The organism is Eremococcus coleocola DSM 15696 (assembly GCF_000428865.1).
GTDB lineage: Bacteria > Bacillota > Bacilli > Lactobacillales > Aerococcaceae > Eremococcus > Eremococcus coleocola.
On record NZ_AUAT01000002.1, the window covers coordinates 49,412 to 63,903 of the forward strand.

The window sequence follows — 14,492 nt, forward strand, 5'->3', positions numbered from 1 at the left end:
CCTCCTATTTATGCACGACAAAAACCCAGCGACTAGTATCAGACTGCGGTTGACTATCTTGAAAGTCTGGCCAAACAGAGATTTTATCTATATTAAAACCAACGGCTAAAAGGGCTGCCAAATAATCATCCAGTGGATAGGTCCGCTCCTGTAAGCTAGTTTGACTTCTCTGATAGGAATTACCTTGGCCTTCATAGACGGTTAAATCATGAGTCACCTGAACTTGGTCAAAATCGACTTGACTTTGCCAAATAAGATGACCTTCATCAAAGCTTTCAACATTAATGAAGTCATCAAAGAAATCGAGTAAAAAATCTTGGGTCCAGACATCAAAGAGGAAGGTACCACCTGGCTCTAGCACCCGATATACTTCGGCAAAACAAGCTTGAACTTGATCAAGGTTAGGCAGAAAACATAAAGAGTCCAAATAACAGGTAATACAATCAAAAGTCTGATCAGCAAAAGTTAGGTCCGTCATATCCTCGACCTTAAATTCAAGAGGTGACTCACCTTGCCCTAGTTTTTTCTGAGCCATCTTAACCATAGCAGGATCAAGATCGATTCCAATTAATGCTTGACAGGATTTGGCCCATAAAAATGAAAAATAGCCTGTACCACAGGCTAAATCGAGGGCCCGCTTAGGGGGAGTGGGTACTTGTTGCTTAGTAAAATCTATCCACTCCTGGTAAGCTGCTAAATTATTTACTTGGTCGTAAATATGCGCAATCTGGGCAAATGACATGGCTATGCCAACCATTCATGGATATCTAAAACTGGAGCATCTTTCCAGATATTTTCTAAATTATAATGGCCACGTTCTTCATAATAGAAGACATGAACAATCACATCGAATAAGTCAATCAGAATCCAACGTCCTGAGCGCTTTCCTTCGACATCCTTAATTTCGATTTTATGGTCTTCTGCTGCTTCTGTAATAGCCTGCACAATTGCATCTAACTGTCTTTCATTTTTGGCTGACATAATCACAAAATAATCAGCAATCGGCGTTAACTCCTTAACATCCAGAACTTCAATATCTGTAGCCAACCGATCATCAGCAGCTTTTACAATAACTTGAACTTTATCTAATACTTCTTTCATAATACCTCCTAAGAATTTAATTTCTGGCACCATGCGTTATAGGCATCCAGACTTTCATAATAAATTGCTTTACGTTCTTGAGCTAAATGGGCAATTGTCTCTGCCATTTGATACAAACAGGCTTGATCCAAATCTTTCTTGGCTAATTTACGGGCAGTTGCAACCCCCTTAAAATCGCGGCCTGCTTCAATATAATCTGCTGTATATAATACTTTAGCTAGCGAATCCATTTCTGGACTCGCGATAGTATGAACTGCCACCGCTTTTAAAATCGATGGATTGGTAATACCAAAGCGATCACGACCAATTTGAGCAGCCGCTGGACCATGCCAAATAGCGGGGGAACCTTCTTTCAAGCGTTCATTCCCAGTATAAATCAAGGCTAAGCCCAACATCGTTTCGGGGTCCATATCTTTAGCAAAATCATGGAGTAAAGCTGCGAGTGATGCTTCAGCTAGATCAACTTGATTTGCCTCAGCTAATTCCAAAGCCGCCTCTTCTACTCCTAAAACATGCTTATATCTTTTTTCTGAGACTTGATCTTTCAATTGAGTCAGAAGCTGGTCTCGACTAATATTAGTTAAACTTTCTGAATACTCGGGAAATTTCATTTTAAGCTCCTATTCCACCGTATACAACCTATGTTCATAAATATATTCAGCAACCAGGTCTGGTACTTGATACTTAATTGATTGTTCCAAATAAACCCGGAGCCGAATTTCTGTGGATGATAAATCAACCATAGGTGAGTCCACCCACAAAATAGGATATTGATTATTATAAGGAGCTTGACCTGGACGTCTTACCCCTACAAATTGAACCAAGGAAACTAAGCGGTTAATCTGGCGCCAAGTTGGTAAATCATTGGCTGAATCTGCGCCAATTATAAAATAAAAATCACATTCCGGATACTCTTCAACAAAATAAGCCATAGTATCAACTGTAAAATTTTTGCCTCCTCGGTTTATTTCATACGGTTGAATTTTAAAGCGAGGATTATCCTTTATCGCTAATTGCAGCATTTTTAACCGGTGTTGGGAAGCAATAGTGGTCTTCCCTGGTGCATGAGGCGGTTTAGCTGTAGGCATAAACCATACTTCATCCAAGTCTAATTGGTTTCCTACTTGTTCCGCCATAAGTAGGTGGCCTATATGAGGCGGATTGAAGGTTCCCCCTAATATTCCAATCCGTTGCCGTTTTTCTTTACCTGTACCAGCTTGCAACTGGGTCATCGTAATGGCACCTAAAAAATCATCCAGTGATTCAGCCAACTTATCCTGCGTCACTGCTTGTGTTTTCATGGGTTTCCCACCACTTTCTATAATGCCTTTACCTTTTGTGAGAGAATTTGATATTTCACTTGTGACGACGGCCGGAATAAGATAGCTGTTGAACCAATTGTTTGGACGACAACAGCATCTAACTCACTTGCAACTGCATGGGCAGCCTCTTCTAAACTTTCATCACTATTTTGTAATAGATTAAATTTAACTAATTCTCGCCGTTCGAGGGCAGAATCGATTTGTTCCATAAAGGTTGGCGTTAAACCATTTTTCCCCATTTGAAATAGAGATTTCTGGGTATGGGACATTTTGCGTAAATATTTGATCTGATTCTTATTAAGTGTCATGGTTCTTCCTTTCTTAAATCATGGCTGGACGCACTGCATAGGTCACACCCTGTGGTAATTGCAAGGATAGTGAAACTGCTTGGTTGACGGTAACCCAACCTAGGCCCGCTATTGCTAAATCTTGATTAGCTTGTAGTTGAATATAATATGTTTTAAATGCAGGTAACTGGTCCTTAGCCTGAGGCGGACTCAATAATTGTCCTTGATGGTCTGCCAATAGTTGGTCCGCCTTCTCTGTTTTAGTTCGATGTAAGAGCAAATTATTGGAGACATAGAAAGTGAAGCTTGTTTTGTCTCCTCGCTCAAAATCCAGTCGTCCTAATCCAGCGAAAAAGATGGTTTGACCGCTGTCTAATTGGAAAGACCGAGGTTTTATCATTTTATCTGGCAAGACAACTTTTATTCCCTCACGGTCTAAATAATGGGTGATTTGTTGACTACGAATAATCCCTGGTGTATCAATTAAAGCGTGATCTTCGGTTAAAGGTAATTCGATGAATTCAAGGGTCGTCCCCGGCATGGCTGAAGTGGTAATCAAATTATCTGCCTCACCCAAATCTTTTAACACATGATTGATCACGGATGATTTACCCACATTGGTTACTCCTACAGTATAAATATTATGGTTTTGAATCTTGTCTTGAATGACTTCGATTAATTGATCTAAGCTAGCCCCTTTTTTAGCTGATAAAAGAATTACATCTTGAGGGTAGAGGTCAAGGGCATGGAGGCGCTGGGTTAACCATGATTGAATCCGACCTAGTTTAACTGATTTGGGCAATAGATCAATTTTATTTGCCACTAAAATAAAGGGCTTATTGCCAGTGAAGCGATTCAGCCCGGTCAATAAGGATCCTTCCAAATCAAAAATATCGACCAAATGAAAGACAAAAGCTTCCTCATCTTGACCAATCTTATCAAGTTGTTCCAAGAAGAAATATTCAGACACATCAAAATTCTGAATTTCATTATAATGACGTAAACGGAAGCAACGTTGGCAATAGAATTCACCCTTGGCTAATCCCTTTTCATACGCGGATTGGGGTGTATAACCAGGTGATTCAGGATGATCTGTTTGAATATAGGCACCACAACCAATACACTGATATGCCTCTTCTTTATTTTGAATGTCTTTAGTCAAGTGTTTTCCCCCAGTCTTGATTACGATCGATTCCCACCATTTTCATGGCCATGCGTTCCAATTGGCGATTCAAAAGCGTATAAATATTATCATGGTTAACCAAAGGCTTTACAAGAATGCTTTTCAATTGGTTACGATTGGCCCCCACGATGTCTGTCATAATCTGATCCCCTACCATCACAAGATTTTCTCGGTCAATCCTTAAATCTTCGATGGCACGAGTAAATTTACGTCGAAATGGTTTCAAGGCCGAAGCAGCAAACCGTAATTGTAAAGGATCTGCCACCCGCGCAACCCGGTTAAAGGAATTATTAGAGATGATATAAATTTCAATGCCTGCTTCTTTCATTTTCTGAGCCCAGTTAATCAAGGCCTCATTGGCTTCTAAAATATTCCAAGGGAGAATCGTATTATCTAAATCAATCAACATTCCTTTTATTTGATGGGCTTGTAATTGTTGGGCAGAAATATCGTAAATTGTATTAACATACCAGGTTGGTTTAAATAATTCTTTCATAGAGGCTCCCTTCCTTATATTAGCTGAATTATACCATAAAATGAGCCAACTTGTATTCTGATACAATCGTCTTCATGGTGACTTGACTCTGCAGCCGTTGAAATTAACCTAACATACAAAAAACCCATCCCCAGACCTTCCATCATTTTATGAAGGTGAAGCCAGACTTTAATAGAAATCTACTCTCTTAAAGAAACCCTTCAAGCGCTGGCTGTGGGAATGGAAAAAAACAATCAAATGATCGCCTAGAATGCTGAGCATCCTTAGCCTAACAATTCATAAATTTCAATTGCAACTAGGTCCAAATTATCAAAATAGTAATAAGCATCTCTATCTAGATCATGTAAAATAAATAAACCAGTCTGCGCCTGCCACCTTACCGTGCACTTTTCTTGATCATCTGCTTCAAAGCGACGTAGTTCATCACTTTCACTAAGTTGCATAATTTCTAAGCGTTTAATAATGTAACTTAAGGCTGAACGAGACATGAAAACTTCCTTCCTGACGACTTTACTTCCACCATAATTTGATTATAGCCTGAGTTCCTGCATCCTGATAGCCTGCTTGACTCAACTTTTGGTAGAGAAGTCTAGCTAAATGGGTCATTGGTAATTCTAATTCTAATTTTTCCGCTTCTTCTAGGACAATTTTGAGGTCTTTAACAAAGTGCTTTACAAAGAAACCTGGTGAATAATCTTCAGCAAGAATCCGGGGTCCATAATTAGCGAGTGAGAAATTAGCAGCGGCCCCACCGCTCAATGCGTCAATTACTTGTTCAAGTTCCAATTGGGCTTGGTCTGCATAAACTAAGGCCTCACTCAAACCTAACATCGTGGCTGCTACCATTATTTGATTGGCCATTTTAGTATGTTGACCACTGCCTGCGGATCCAAAATATTGAACTTGTTTAGCAAAAGCAGCTAAAATGGGTTGGACCTTTTCGTATTGGTCTTCAGGACCCCCGACCATGACCGATAACTCTCCCTTACGGGCACCAATATCACCGCCAGAAACTGGCGCATCAAAGACTGTCACCCCTATTTCTTGACCTTTCTGCCATAGTTTCTGAGCTAAACTAGGCGAAGACGTGGTTAAGTCAATAAAAATTTGACCAGACCGACTGCCATTAAACAAACCATTAGTTCCTAAGTAAACATCTTCCACATCTTGGGGGTAACCGACAATGGTTAAGATAATATCAGCCTTTTCAGCAACTGCTTGAGGAGACGAACACCAGTTAGCCCCTAACTTAATCAATTCATCTGCTTTGGACTTAGTCCGGTTATGCACATAGAGTTCATGGTCAGCTAATAAGAATTTGGCCATGGATGATCCCATAACTCCTAAGCCAATAAAACCAATTTTAGTCATTTTGTTCACTCCCTAATACTAATTCTCGGATAAAGCGTTTCATAGAATTCTGAACTTGATGGGATAAGGAATTTTTATATTTTTTAGGGTCTGATAAAATATCCTGATAGAAGGCTTCAACGGTTGCCCCAAATTTTTCAGCTGAAATGGCATATAGTTGAGAATCAGAAATGGGTGCTAAGCTTTCTGTCCTCAATGAATTAACTAACTTTAAGGCAGTCGCTTTAAACTCACTAACATCCTGATACAAGAAACCAAAATTCACTTGTCCTGTAAAGACCTCTTTTAAATAGTCATTTTCCTTAGCTACGACAGGCACATGGTTTACTAAAGCTTCAATATAAGTCAATCCTTGCGTCTCGGAATCACTGGCGTTTAAATAAACATCACCTAAGCGATAATAAGTTCCTACTTGATCATGGCTAACTTCACCTAAAAAAAAGATGGCTTTATTTAATAATGACCGTGACAAAAGTTCAAGATTTTCTTTTTCAGGGCCATCTCCCACTATTACTAGGGCTGAATTAGGGTCTTCTTGGTATATTTCTTTAAAAGCCTGGATCACAACATCAATACTTTTTTCCTTACTTAAACGAGACAATGAAACATAAACTGTTTGACCTTGGTCTAGACCCAGGTCTTGTTTAATCTTGAGAGTCTCATTATAACCGTTGTCAGAACAGGTATTAAATTTATTTAGGGGGATCCCTGTGGGAATGACTCGCATGTGGGTTTTCACTCCATAGGATTTCAGGGTATTGTAGGTCAATTGTGACGGCACAATCACACCTGAGGCTAATGAACAGAATTGCTTGGTTAATACCTTTACTTGGCCTGGTCCAATCAGCAGACCATCCGCAATATAATGGGTATAGCGCTCATACATGGTATGGTAGGTATGGACTAAAGGTAAATCTAAACGGCTTGCGACAAATTGGCCAGCCAGTCCTAATGAAAACTCAGTATGGGTATGGATAATATCTAATTGCTTTTCTTGAGCAATTTTCAAGCACTTATCAAAGCCGCGGTAGGCGACACGTCGGTCAGAGAAGGCAATAAAAGGGACGCTGGGTAAGCGCACAATCGTGGGATCTTCTGCAGCATTCGGATCGGTGGTTGTAAAAATCGTTACCTGATGCCCTTGGCTTTCCAATTCCGCTTTCAGAATACTAATTGACGTCGAAACGCCGGAAATTTGCGGAAAATAGGTATCGGTAAAAAAACCTATATTCATAACTTTTTAAACCTTCTCTCTTTGAATATATAGTCATAAACATTATAGTAAATTTAAAGTAAAAATTAAAGACCTTATCTGATTTCAATCTTATAGCTAGGCAAGTGGCATAACAAGTGTTATAGTGTTTTTGAACTTAATTTCATTTAAGTCATTGATCAAAAACGTCAGAGTAGGGATAAAGCGTTAAGTGTTACAGGATGGAATGTTGCCTGTAAACGAAGATTGGAAGATCGCGATTTTATCCTGCATTCGCTACATAACCAAATATCTTATGTAGCTCTCTGTAATAGAAAAGGAGAGTATTAATGAATAATAAGATTGATCAAATGTCAAGTCACCGCAGTGCCTTCCGAGTTTCTTTACTAGGGATTATCCTCGGCCTCAGGTTAGTTTTGGGCTTTTTACCTTCCCTAAATTTTGGCAATCAAATCCAGATTGGCTTTGGTTTTATCGGGGCTGCCTTATCCGGTATTCTTTTTGGGCCTTGGTATGCTCTAATCGTCTCGGTTGCCGCTGATATTATTTCAAGCTTACTTCGCGGCGACAATTTTTTCCTAGGCTTCACCCTTTCAGCTGCCCTCGGTGGCCTCTTTTATGGTTACTTTTTGTGGCGGAAACCTCGTAGCCTTGGCCAAATTATGCTAGCAGTTGGCTTAGTCAGCCTACTTATCAATTTAGGTTTAAATTCAATTTGGCTTCATATTATGTATGACAAAGCAATTTTCGCGCTCTTGCCGATTAGAATTTTTAAAAATATAATTTCATTTTTTGTAAATTCTTTCGTCCTTTACTATCTTTTTAACCTTCCTAGTATTAAACACCTCATCGATAAATATCAATTTTAAGGATCATTCTAGGAACTTGAATGACCGTTAATATTTTCAGACTAAAACAAATATTTAATTCAAACCTTACTCTTTAAATGATTGAAAGTGGCTAAACCTGTGAAAACAAGAAATTTTCGCAGATCTAGCCACTCCTTTTTGTATTCAACCAAATACGCTAGTAGACTATCTTAATATTTCAACCACATTTTTACGTGCAGCTTGGCGGGCTGGAAAATATGAAAAGACCAACCCGATTAAGACCGCAATTGCCACCGAAATTAAAGCAGACTTAAGGTCATACACTGCTTTGAAAGGTAGGAAGTTTCCGACCAGTGCTGCCAGCCCCAGACCTAAAAGATAACCTAATAGACCCCCAAAGGTGGTAATCGCAATTCCCTCTAATAAGAACTGGGTTTGTATACTGGTTTGGGTCGCACCGATAGACCGCCGGATGCCAATTTCCCGGGTTCGTTCTGAAACGGAAATATACATCATATTCATCACCCCTACGCCAGCAATAAACAGAGAGATTGAAGCAACCGCTGAAATAAAGAGGGTGACCATATCCAATTGTTTGCCAATTTCTGCCATCATCTCTGAGGTATCATAGTAACCGTATTCTCCATTATCTTTATCGGGGCCATGGTCTTTTAGATAATCCGCTATGGCTTTAGATACAGACTTAATATTCGTCCCTTCTTCAAAATATGCCGTGATTCCAAAATTTTTGCTTTCTTGGGGATGGTCTCGTTTATAGCTTGCTTGCGGTATGTAGGCTTGGGGATTAGAACTGGTCCCAAAACCAAAACTATCCTGATTCGCCAAGTCTTCTTCACTCATCTGAGACTGAAAAATACCCACAATCGTATAAGGTTGTTCATCCAGGTCGACACTCTGATTGATGGCTGCTTGAAAATCCTCGAAATAATTAGCAGCTAAATGTTCGTCAATGATCAAATAATGACGCTTAGCCTGATTATCTGCTTTCATTAAGTTACGTCCAGCCAATAGTGGTAAATCAGTCTGTTCCTCATAGCCATAAACAATATCAACTTTGTCCTTCCGTCCCTGCTTAAAACTAGCATATACTTGCGGGTCACTTTCTTCTGAGTCAAGTTTAATTTCATCCACACCTGGAAGTTCTTCGAGTTCAGCTACAATTTGATCATTAAAAGGATTTAATTTCTGGTAATCCTCCTCTTCCAAGCTGGTCACGTTAAAATAAAAAGACTGACTCTGACGGCCCTGGTCGTCTTTGACTAATTCGTCCAAGGTTTTTTGGCGGAAACCATTTCCTAGACTTAATATGGTAATGACAGCAGCAATCCCAATAATAATGCCAAACATGGTCAAGAAGGTCCGGCGACCATTCATTCTTAAGGACGTAAAAGAAGATTTAATAATCTCAATAAGTTTCACGATTAAAAACCTCCTGAAAAATTAAAGGTTGATCTGCGAGTTGGTGTTCAATCTCAGTTGCGTAATTGGCTTCGATTTCGCCATCAACAATTTTAATCTGTCGATTGGCATAGGCTTGTAAATTAGGATCATGGGTAACCATAACAATCGTCACCCCTTCTTCTTGATGAAGACGGGCAATGATGTCCATAATAACCGCGGAAGTTTTGCTATCTAAAGCTCCCGTAGGTTCATCGGCGATAATAAATTTAGGCTGATTAATGAGCGCCCGCGCAATCGCCACTCTTTGCTTTTGGCCCCCCGATAATTCTTTAGGATAGGCTTGGGCTTTTTCCTTAATCCCCACGCGATCGAGGGCGGCTAGAACTTGTTTTTTCACTTTATAACTGGGATTACCTTGATATAACAAGGGTAAGCGCACATTTTCAGCCACCGTCATTGATTCGATTAAGTTAAAATCTTGAAAGACAAAGCCAACCATGCTATTTCGCAATTGCGAAACTTGTCGGTCCGTTCGTTGCTCAACTGCTTGACCTTGAAAGCGATAGTCCCCTTCAAAATCTTTATCTAGAAAACCTAAAATATTAATGAGGGTCGATTTTCCTGACCCCGATGGACCCATAATGGTCACAAATTCTCCGCCATAAATATTTAAAGAAATATTTTTTAAGATTTTGAATGACTGTTTGCCTAACTGATAGGATTTATTGACTTGGTTCAACTGGATTAGGGGTACTTCTGTTTTAAATTCTGCCATGCTCATCCCCCACTTTATTGGGATCCCTCAGCTGAAAGAGGGGCTTCAATATTTTGGTTATCTATTATATCAACAGTTTGACCATCACTTAAGTCAATAGGATTTAAAATAACTTGTTCGCCTGCTTTAAGTCCCCGTTTAATTATATCCTGACCGGCCTCTTGCTCTAGCTTTATTTCTTTTTTAAAGGCTCGTCCATCTTGGTAAATAAAGACATATGTTTTGCCCGCTTGATCAAGAATAGCCTCAGCTGGAATAACATAACCGGGTAACTTTATATTTACTTTTGCTGAAAAACCTGCTTGCAGTTTTGTTTCAGGTTTTACAACAAAGGCAAATTTAGCACTTTCTGCATTACTTGAGCTAGGACTAGGATTCGTATTAAGCCCTTCTTGTTGACTGCTACTAGCATTAGTGCCACTGTAGGCAGGAATATCTTCATACGAAATAATACTGCCTTTCACCGTCCGATCTTCGGCCGGTAGATAAATTGTCACCGGTCGGTCTTCGGCTAGGACATAGAAATCAAACTCATCGACTTGACCCCGAACCACAATATCTTCGGAAACAATTCTGACCAATGGCAGACTAGAATCCGTTTGCCCGTTTAAGTCTAAATAGACCTTTCCATCCGCTTGAGCCTTAACACTGGAACTCTGTTTTTCTTTCAAACGTTCAATCTTAATGGTTGCATCATCAATTTGCTGGTTTAGTTGACGAATTTGTTCCTTAACAGATTCCCCCCCATCTTGGTCATCTAAACCTTCCGATTCTGCTTCAGCTGAAGAATTGGGTGCAGACACACTCTGTCCGATTTCTGCGACAACATAGTATCCGTCCTTAGCGTTAGGATCTAATTCAATTTGATCTCCTTTAAAATTATAATAGACCCCAGTCAATTCAGTGAGTTGATTCAATAAAGATTGTCTTTGGTCAATCAGCCTTTGATTCTCCCTTTGGGCATCCTCTAATTCATATTTAAGATCTTGGCCGTTATTATTATAAGTAAAGAGAATATCCCCCCGCTGAACTTTCTGTCCATCCTTAACCTTAATGTCAGCAATATCTCCCTGATTCGAATCATAAAAATAAGCGCTATCCCCCGCTAATTGGACTGTCCCATTGACAGTAACTGGGGCTTGGTCTGCTACAGCATATACCATATAAGCTGCTCTATCATCCGCTTCACTTTGACTTTGCTCAGCATCCTCTACGAGAAGCAAAACTTGTTTGACCGCAAGGCCCAATCCTGAAAGAAACAATAGGACCAGGAGTCCAATAAATACACCTTTTCGAAGCTTGAACATGATACACCTCTCTTTTCCACGTTTTGTGGAAGATTTCACTATCAGTGTATCCTATCATTTTAACAAAATCAATATGATCATTACCATTTTTAATATTTTTTTAGGCGCGCCAATATATTTATTAATAGGATTTTTCTCATAAAATAAAAAAGACGACCCTATTCTCTATAATTAGAAGAGGTTCGTCTTCAAAGCTATGAATTATATCACTTAGGCTATCTCTTTACTTTTAATCGTTAAATGAAAGAAATAGTAACCTAATAAGAACATAAACGATAAAGAGAAAACCGCAATTTGTTGGTTGCCGGTCATTTGAGTAATCACAGAAACCAAGAGGGTTCCCACAAAGGAAGCTCCCTTTCCACAAATATCAAAGATACCAAAATACTCACCCGATTTATAACTTGGGATTATCTTGGCATAATAAGACCGGGACAAGGCTTGAATCGCTCCTTGGAACATCCCCACAGCCACCGCTAAAATCCAAAATTCATGCAGTTGATCCAATTGAACCCCATAAATTGCAATACCGGTATAGGCCAAGATACACACCTTAATTAAGGTTTCAGTTTTGAAGCCTTTAGAAAAACGAGCAAAAAGTAAAGCAAAAGGAAAGGCGACTATTTGCGTCACTAATAGAGCGAGAACTAAACCCATGGTATCTAGACCTAAAGAAGTGCCATAGGCCGTAGCCAGATTAATTATGGTATATACGCCATCAATAAAGAAAAAGAAAGCAATTAAATAAAGGAAAATTTGACGGTTTTGTTTAATTTCTTTAAACGTAAGAACTAAATCTTTAAAGACTTGACCTATCTTAGGCGTAGATTTATGACTAGAGATTTGTTGGTAACTTTTTAAGAGAGGCAAGGACATGATACCCCACCAGATTGCATTTACGAGAAAAGCAAGAATAATAGAAATTTGACTGGACAAGCCAATTTCTGGACCTCCAAAAATCAAAACAATCGCAATTAAGAAAGGCACGACTGAACCAATATAGCCCCAGGCATAACCATGAGAAGAAACCCTATCCATTCGTTCGGCTGTCGTCACATCATTCAACATCGAATCATAGAATATTAAAGAAGCATTATAGGCTGACTTAGTCACCACAAAGAGTAATAAATATGCCAACCAATGCTGGGCAAATGGTAAGGCTGTACAGCCTATCACACCAATTATTAAGGCAATGGTAAACATCCGCTTCCGTTGCTTGGGTAAATCTGAAAGCGAGCCCAAGATTGGCCCCATAAGGCCTACAATCAAGGTAGAGGCCGTCACAGCATAACCCCAATAAGCTAAATAGGTATCGTCATCCAAATGTCCTTTAGCTAAGTTATTAAAGACAATCGGAATAATCGTCGTCACCAGTAAAATAAAAGCAGAGTTACCAACATCATATAAAATCCAATCACGTTCAAGTTTGCTTAACTTATCCTTCATGTTCAATCTCCTGACCATTATAATCTAAATTAAAGTCTGCCAATAAGGGTTGGTCTTCAAAAATATAGGCAAAAGCATTTGCCAATAAATCTGGGGCTTGTCGTAGGCTTGCTTCATAGGCTGCTACTAATTGAGGATTGCTCTGACTTGCTTGGGGAAAGGCCGCTACTTGCATAATTAATCCGTTATAAGAGGCTTTCTTACCTACTAAATCAAAGATTTTCAAGAAAATCTCACCCTTAATCGGATTTGGACTATAAAACAAGTGTTTTATCATCCGAAAATATGCAACCGAAGCTTGTAGATTAATGAATGACCCTAACCCATAGGAATAATAAAAGTCATTCATTAGCTGACGATAAGTTTTCTTGCGCGGAATTAATTGAGCTGGATTAAACTGGGTTGGCTCATAACCATCGACTTCAAGAAAATACCTGTCAAGTTCTGTTTCTACAGTGAGATGGGTAAAATCATTAGGCTCACTGAGGGCATCCACTAAGGGGTGGACTTTTGAATCGAGAATATAGTGACACATTGTACCTAACAAATAAGCTGCTTGGGGACTATTGAGACCCAGATTTTTAAGCCAAGACTTTTGCCGGTTTAAATAATCCTTACCAGCATGATTATGAATAATCATTCCAAGACTATCTGGCCTCATTAACCATCTGGGATGAGCAAAAAAGATATCTGGGCCTTGTTGACCTAATTCATACAAATCAGGATATAGAATAGCGAGATTTTTTAATTCAGGTTTTAAATAGTCTACGAGGTCGCGACCAAAACGATGATGGGTATAAATACTAGGCATAGCAATACTCCTCTCTGCTTATAGTTTATCAGATAAAACGAAGTTTGCTTGTAAAGATTATGTAAATATTTCAATAATTCTCTCCATAAAAAAGAGCAAGCCCAAGAGCAGGACTTACGTCCTAACTCATTGCCTGCTCCAAAAACCTAGCTAAATGGATAAGTTTTCAGCTCATTTAATTGATTCAATGGGCTGATTCAAGACCTGCTTAATATTTACCCGTTTGATTCGCCCTTTTTCACTTTCGATTACTTTAAAATGCAAGCCTTCAATCTTACAATCATCCCCCAGTTGGGGAATCCGTCCCATTTCTTCCATAATTAAACCCACTACAGTAAAAGATATCCAAATATCAGGATTATCCATCTCAAAAAAATCTAAAATATCTTGAATAGCAGTTAAACCCTCTACCTGAATTTTTTTATCCGGCTCAATAATTTTAAGATCTTCACGGTAGACATCATACTCATCAAAAATATCTCCAACTATGAATTCTAAGAGATAAACCAAAGTTGCCAATAGCTTGGTAATTAAATGAAGAGGCTCTGCAAAACGCTTAGCTATACTTTCTGCTCTCATCTTAGCAATATACTTAGGTGAATTTTCCGAAAATATTAATAAGACTACTGTGGTGACAACCGTAGACACCATGGCCCCGTAATGGGGATACAATTATACAAAAGAAGTCAGTCGCAACCGCAGAACTGGCAATAATAAGAATATTATTTCCAATAAGAATCGTTGATAAGAGACGATCGAAATGTTCCATCAAATAAATTGCTTTAGCCGCCTTTTTATCTCCATTTTTGGCCTCGCCAGTCAGACGAATCTGATTCAAAGAGGTAAACGCAGTCTCTGAAGAAGAAAAAAACAGATAAACTAGCACACACGATGAAAAATATAATACTGGATATCTGGTCAGAATCCA

17 protein-coding genes, 1 pseudogene and 1 riboswitch are annotated in these 14,492 nt (G+C 39.1%); of the genes and pseudogenes, 1 reads left to right on the forward strand and 17 read right to left on the reverse strand.

Features of this window, described 5'->3' with window-relative positions:
* Positions 1-4: 4 nt before the first annotated feature.
* From G396_RS0101065 to G396_RS0101110, 10 genes are all read right to left on the reverse strand, one after another.
* Entirely contained in the window at positions 5-757 is a 753-nt protein-coding gene (locus G396_RS0101065; protein ID WP_028124770.1) for a class I SAM-dependent methyltransferase, read from the reverse strand.
* The gene (rsfS, locus tag G396_RS0101070; protein WP_006418251.1) at positions 745-1,101 is read right to left on the reverse strand and encodes a ribosome silencing factor; all 357 of its coding nucleotides are present in this window, start codon (positions 1,099-1,101) and stop codon (positions 745-747) included. Before rsfS ends, G396_RS0101065 begins: the two co-directional genes overlap by 13 nt.
* Before the next feature lie 8 nt (positions 1,102-1,109).
* Positions 1,110-1,712, reverse strand: coding sequence for a bis(5'-nucleosyl)-tetraphosphatase (symmetrical) YqeK (gene yqeK / locus G396_RS0101075; RefSeq protein ID WP_028124771.1), 603 nt, complete (start codon positions 1,710-1,712; stop codon positions 1,110-1,112).
* A gap of 9 nt (positions 1,713-1,721) precedes the next feature.
* Entirely contained in the window at positions 1,722-2,333 is a 612-nt protein-coding gene (locus tag G396_RS0101080) for a nicotinate-nucleotide adenylyltransferase (RefSeq protein ID WP_028124772.1), read from the reverse strand.
* 86 nt (positions 2,334-2,419) lie between these two features.
* Positions 2,420-2,731 carry a YhbY family RNA-binding protein gene (locus G396_RS0101085; RefSeq protein WP_028124773.1) on the reverse strand — a complete coding sequence of 104 codons (312 nt, stop codon included), beginning with the start codon at positions 2,729-2,731 and terminating at the stop codon, positions 2,420-2,422.
* Positions 2,732-2,744: 13 nt separating this feature from the next.
* Complete coding sequence (gene yqeH, locus G396_RS0101090; protein WP_051221029.1) at positions 2,745-3,872, reverse strand: ribosome biogenesis GTPase YqeH; 1,128 nt, start codon at positions 3,870-3,872, stop codon at positions 2,745-2,747.
* Positions 3,865-4,389 (reverse strand): YqeG family HAD IIIA-type phosphatase, encoded by a 525-nt coding sequence (locus G396_RS0101095; RefSeq protein ID WP_028124775.1) that lies wholly within the window; start codon positions 4,387-4,389, stop codon positions 3,865-3,867. Before G396_RS0101095 ends, yqeH begins: the two co-directional genes overlap by 8 nt.
* 263 nt (positions 4,390-4,652) lie before the next feature.
* On the reverse strand, positions 4,653-4,877 hold the full coding sequence (locus G396_RS0101100) for a DUF1797 family protein (RefSeq protein ID WP_028124776.1): 225 nt from the start codon (positions 4,875-4,877) through the stop codon (positions 4,653-4,655).
* A gap of 22 nt (positions 4,878-4,899) precedes the next feature.
* Positions 4,900-5,760 carry an NAD(P)-dependent oxidoreductase gene (locus G396_RS0101105; protein WP_028124777.1) on the reverse strand — a complete coding sequence of 287 codons (861 nt, stop codon included), beginning with the start codon at positions 5,758-5,760 and terminating at the stop codon, positions 4,900-4,902.
* The gene (locus tag G396_RS0101110; RefSeq protein WP_028124778.1) at positions 5,753-6,994 is read right to left on the reverse strand and encodes a glycosyltransferase; all 1,242 of its coding nucleotides are present in this window, start codon (positions 6,992-6,994) and stop codon (positions 5,753-5,755) included. Before G396_RS0101110 ends, G396_RS0101105 begins: the two co-directional genes overlap by 8 nt.
* Before the next feature lie 166 nt (positions 6,995-7,160).
* A riboswitch (THF riboswitch) is annotated at positions 7,161-7,253 on the forward strand.
* 49 nt (positions 7,254-7,302) lie between these two features.
* On the opposite strand from G396_RS0101110, the gene G396_RS0101115 reads away from it, so the two are divergent.
* Positions 7,303-7,842 (forward strand): folate family ECF transporter S component, encoded by a 540-nt coding sequence (locus G396_RS0101115; protein WP_051221031.1) that lies wholly within the window; start codon positions 7,303-7,305, stop codon positions 7,840-7,842.
* Between the two features lie 165 nt (positions 7,843-8,007).
* On the opposite strand, the gene G396_RS0101120 is transcribed toward G396_RS0101115, so the two are convergent.
* The 7 genes and pseudogenes from G396_RS0101120 to G396_RS11110 all read right to left on the reverse strand — a co-directional run.
* Positions 8,008-9,243: an ABC transporter permease gene (locus G396_RS0101120; RefSeq protein ID WP_028124780.1), complete on the reverse strand. Its 1,236-nt coding sequence runs from the start codon at positions 9,241-9,243 to the stop codon at positions 8,008-8,010.
* Entirely contained in the window at positions 9,230-10,000 is a 771-nt protein-coding gene (locus tag G396_RS0101125) for an ABC transporter ATP-binding protein (protein WP_028124781.1), read from the reverse strand. The genes G396_RS0101120 and G396_RS0101125 overlap by 14 nt, the downstream gene beginning before the upstream one ends.
* Positions 10,001-10,014: 14 nt before the next feature.
* Positions 10,015-11,307 carry an efflux RND transporter periplasmic adaptor subunit gene (locus G396_RS09805; protein WP_051221033.1) on the reverse strand — a complete coding sequence of 431 codons (1,293 nt, stop codon included), beginning with the start codon at positions 11,305-11,307 and terminating at the stop codon, positions 10,015-10,017.
* A gap of 210 nt (positions 11,308-11,517) precedes the next feature.
* Positions 11,518-12,753: an MFS transporter gene (locus G396_RS0101135; protein ID WP_081683511.1), complete on the reverse strand. Its 1,236-nt coding sequence runs from the start codon at positions 12,751-12,753 to the stop codon at positions 11,518-11,520.
* Positions 12,743-13,564, reverse strand: a complete 822-nt coding sequence (locus G396_RS0101140) for a zinc dependent phospholipase C family protein (RefSeq protein ID WP_028124783.1) — start codon at positions 13,562-13,564, stop codon at positions 12,743-12,745. Before G396_RS0101140 ends, G396_RS0101135 begins: the two co-directional genes overlap by 11 nt.
* A gap of 171 nt (positions 13,565-13,735) precedes the next feature.
* Complete coding sequence (locus G396_RS0101145) at positions 13,736-14,083, reverse strand: transporter associated domain-containing protein (RefSeq protein ID WP_248623894.1); 348 nt, start codon at positions 14,081-14,083, stop codon at positions 13,736-13,738.
* A gap of 15 nt (positions 14,084-14,098) precedes the next feature.
* A pseudogene (locus G396_RS11110) lies at positions 14,099-14,450 on the reverse strand (CNNM domain-containing protein); the annotation flags it as partial.
* Between the last annotated feature and the right edge of the window lie 42 nt (positions 14,451-14,492).

What these genes read in the sequence shown, in the direction of transcription:
- G396_RS0101065 (WP_028124770.1), bottom strand. Translation starts at nt 757, where the DNA reads ATGGTTGGCATAGCCATGTCATTTGCCCAGATTGCGCATATTTACGAC.
- rsfS (WP_006418251.1), bottom strand. Translation starts at nt 1,101, where the DNA reads ATGAAAGAAGTATTAGATAAAGTTCAAGTTATTGTAAAAGCTGCTGAT.
- yqeK (WP_028124771.1), bottom strand. Translation starts at nt 1,712, where the DNA reads ATGAAATTTCCCGAGTATTCAGAAAGTTTAACTAATATTAGTCGAGAC.
- G396_RS0101080 (WP_028124772.1), bottom strand. Translation starts at nt 2,333, where the DNA reads ATGACCCAGTTGCAAGCTGGTACAGGTAAAGAAAAACGGCAACGGATT.
- G396_RS0101085 (WP_028124773.1), bottom strand. Translation starts at nt 2,731, where the DNA reads ATGACACTTAATAAGAATCAGATCAAATATTTACGCAAAATGTCCCAT.
- G396_RS0101095 (WP_028124775.1), bottom strand. Translation starts at nt 4,389, where the DNA reads ATGAAAGAATTATTTAAACCAACCTGGTATGTTAATACAATTTACGAT.
- G396_RS0101100 (WP_028124776.1), bottom strand. Translation starts at nt 4,877, where the DNA reads ATGTCTCGTTCAGCCTTAAGTTACATTATTAAACGCTTAGAAATTATG.
- G396_RS0101105 (WP_028124777.1), bottom strand. Translation starts at nt 5,760, where the DNA reads ATGACTAAAATTGGTTTTATTGGCTTAGGAGTTATGGGATCATCCATG.
- G396_RS0101110 (WP_028124778.1), bottom strand. Translation starts at nt 6,994, where the DNA reads ATGAATATAGGTTTTTTTACCGATACCTATTTTCCGCAAATTTCCGGC.
- G396_RS0101115 (WP_051221031.1), top strand. Translation starts at nt 7,303, where the DNA reads ATGAATAATAAGATTGATCAAATGTCAAGTCACCGCAGTGCCTTCCGA.
- G396_RS0101125 (WP_028124781.1), bottom strand. Translation starts at nt 10,000, where the DNA reads ATGGCAGAATTTAAAACAGAAGTACCCCTAATCCAGTTGAACCAAGTC.
- G396_RS09805 (WP_051221033.1), bottom strand. Translation starts at nt 11,307, where the DNA reads ATGTTCAAGCTTCGAAAAGGTGTATTTATTGGACTCCTGGTCCTATTG.
- G396_RS0101135 (WP_081683511.1), bottom strand. Translation starts at nt 12,753, where the DNA reads ATGAAGGATAAGTTAAGCAAACTTGAACGTGATTGGATTTTATATGAT.
- G396_RS0101140 (WP_028124783.1), bottom strand. Translation starts at nt 13,564, where the DNA reads ATGCCTAGTATTTATACCCATCATCGTTTTGGTCGCGACCTCGTAGAC.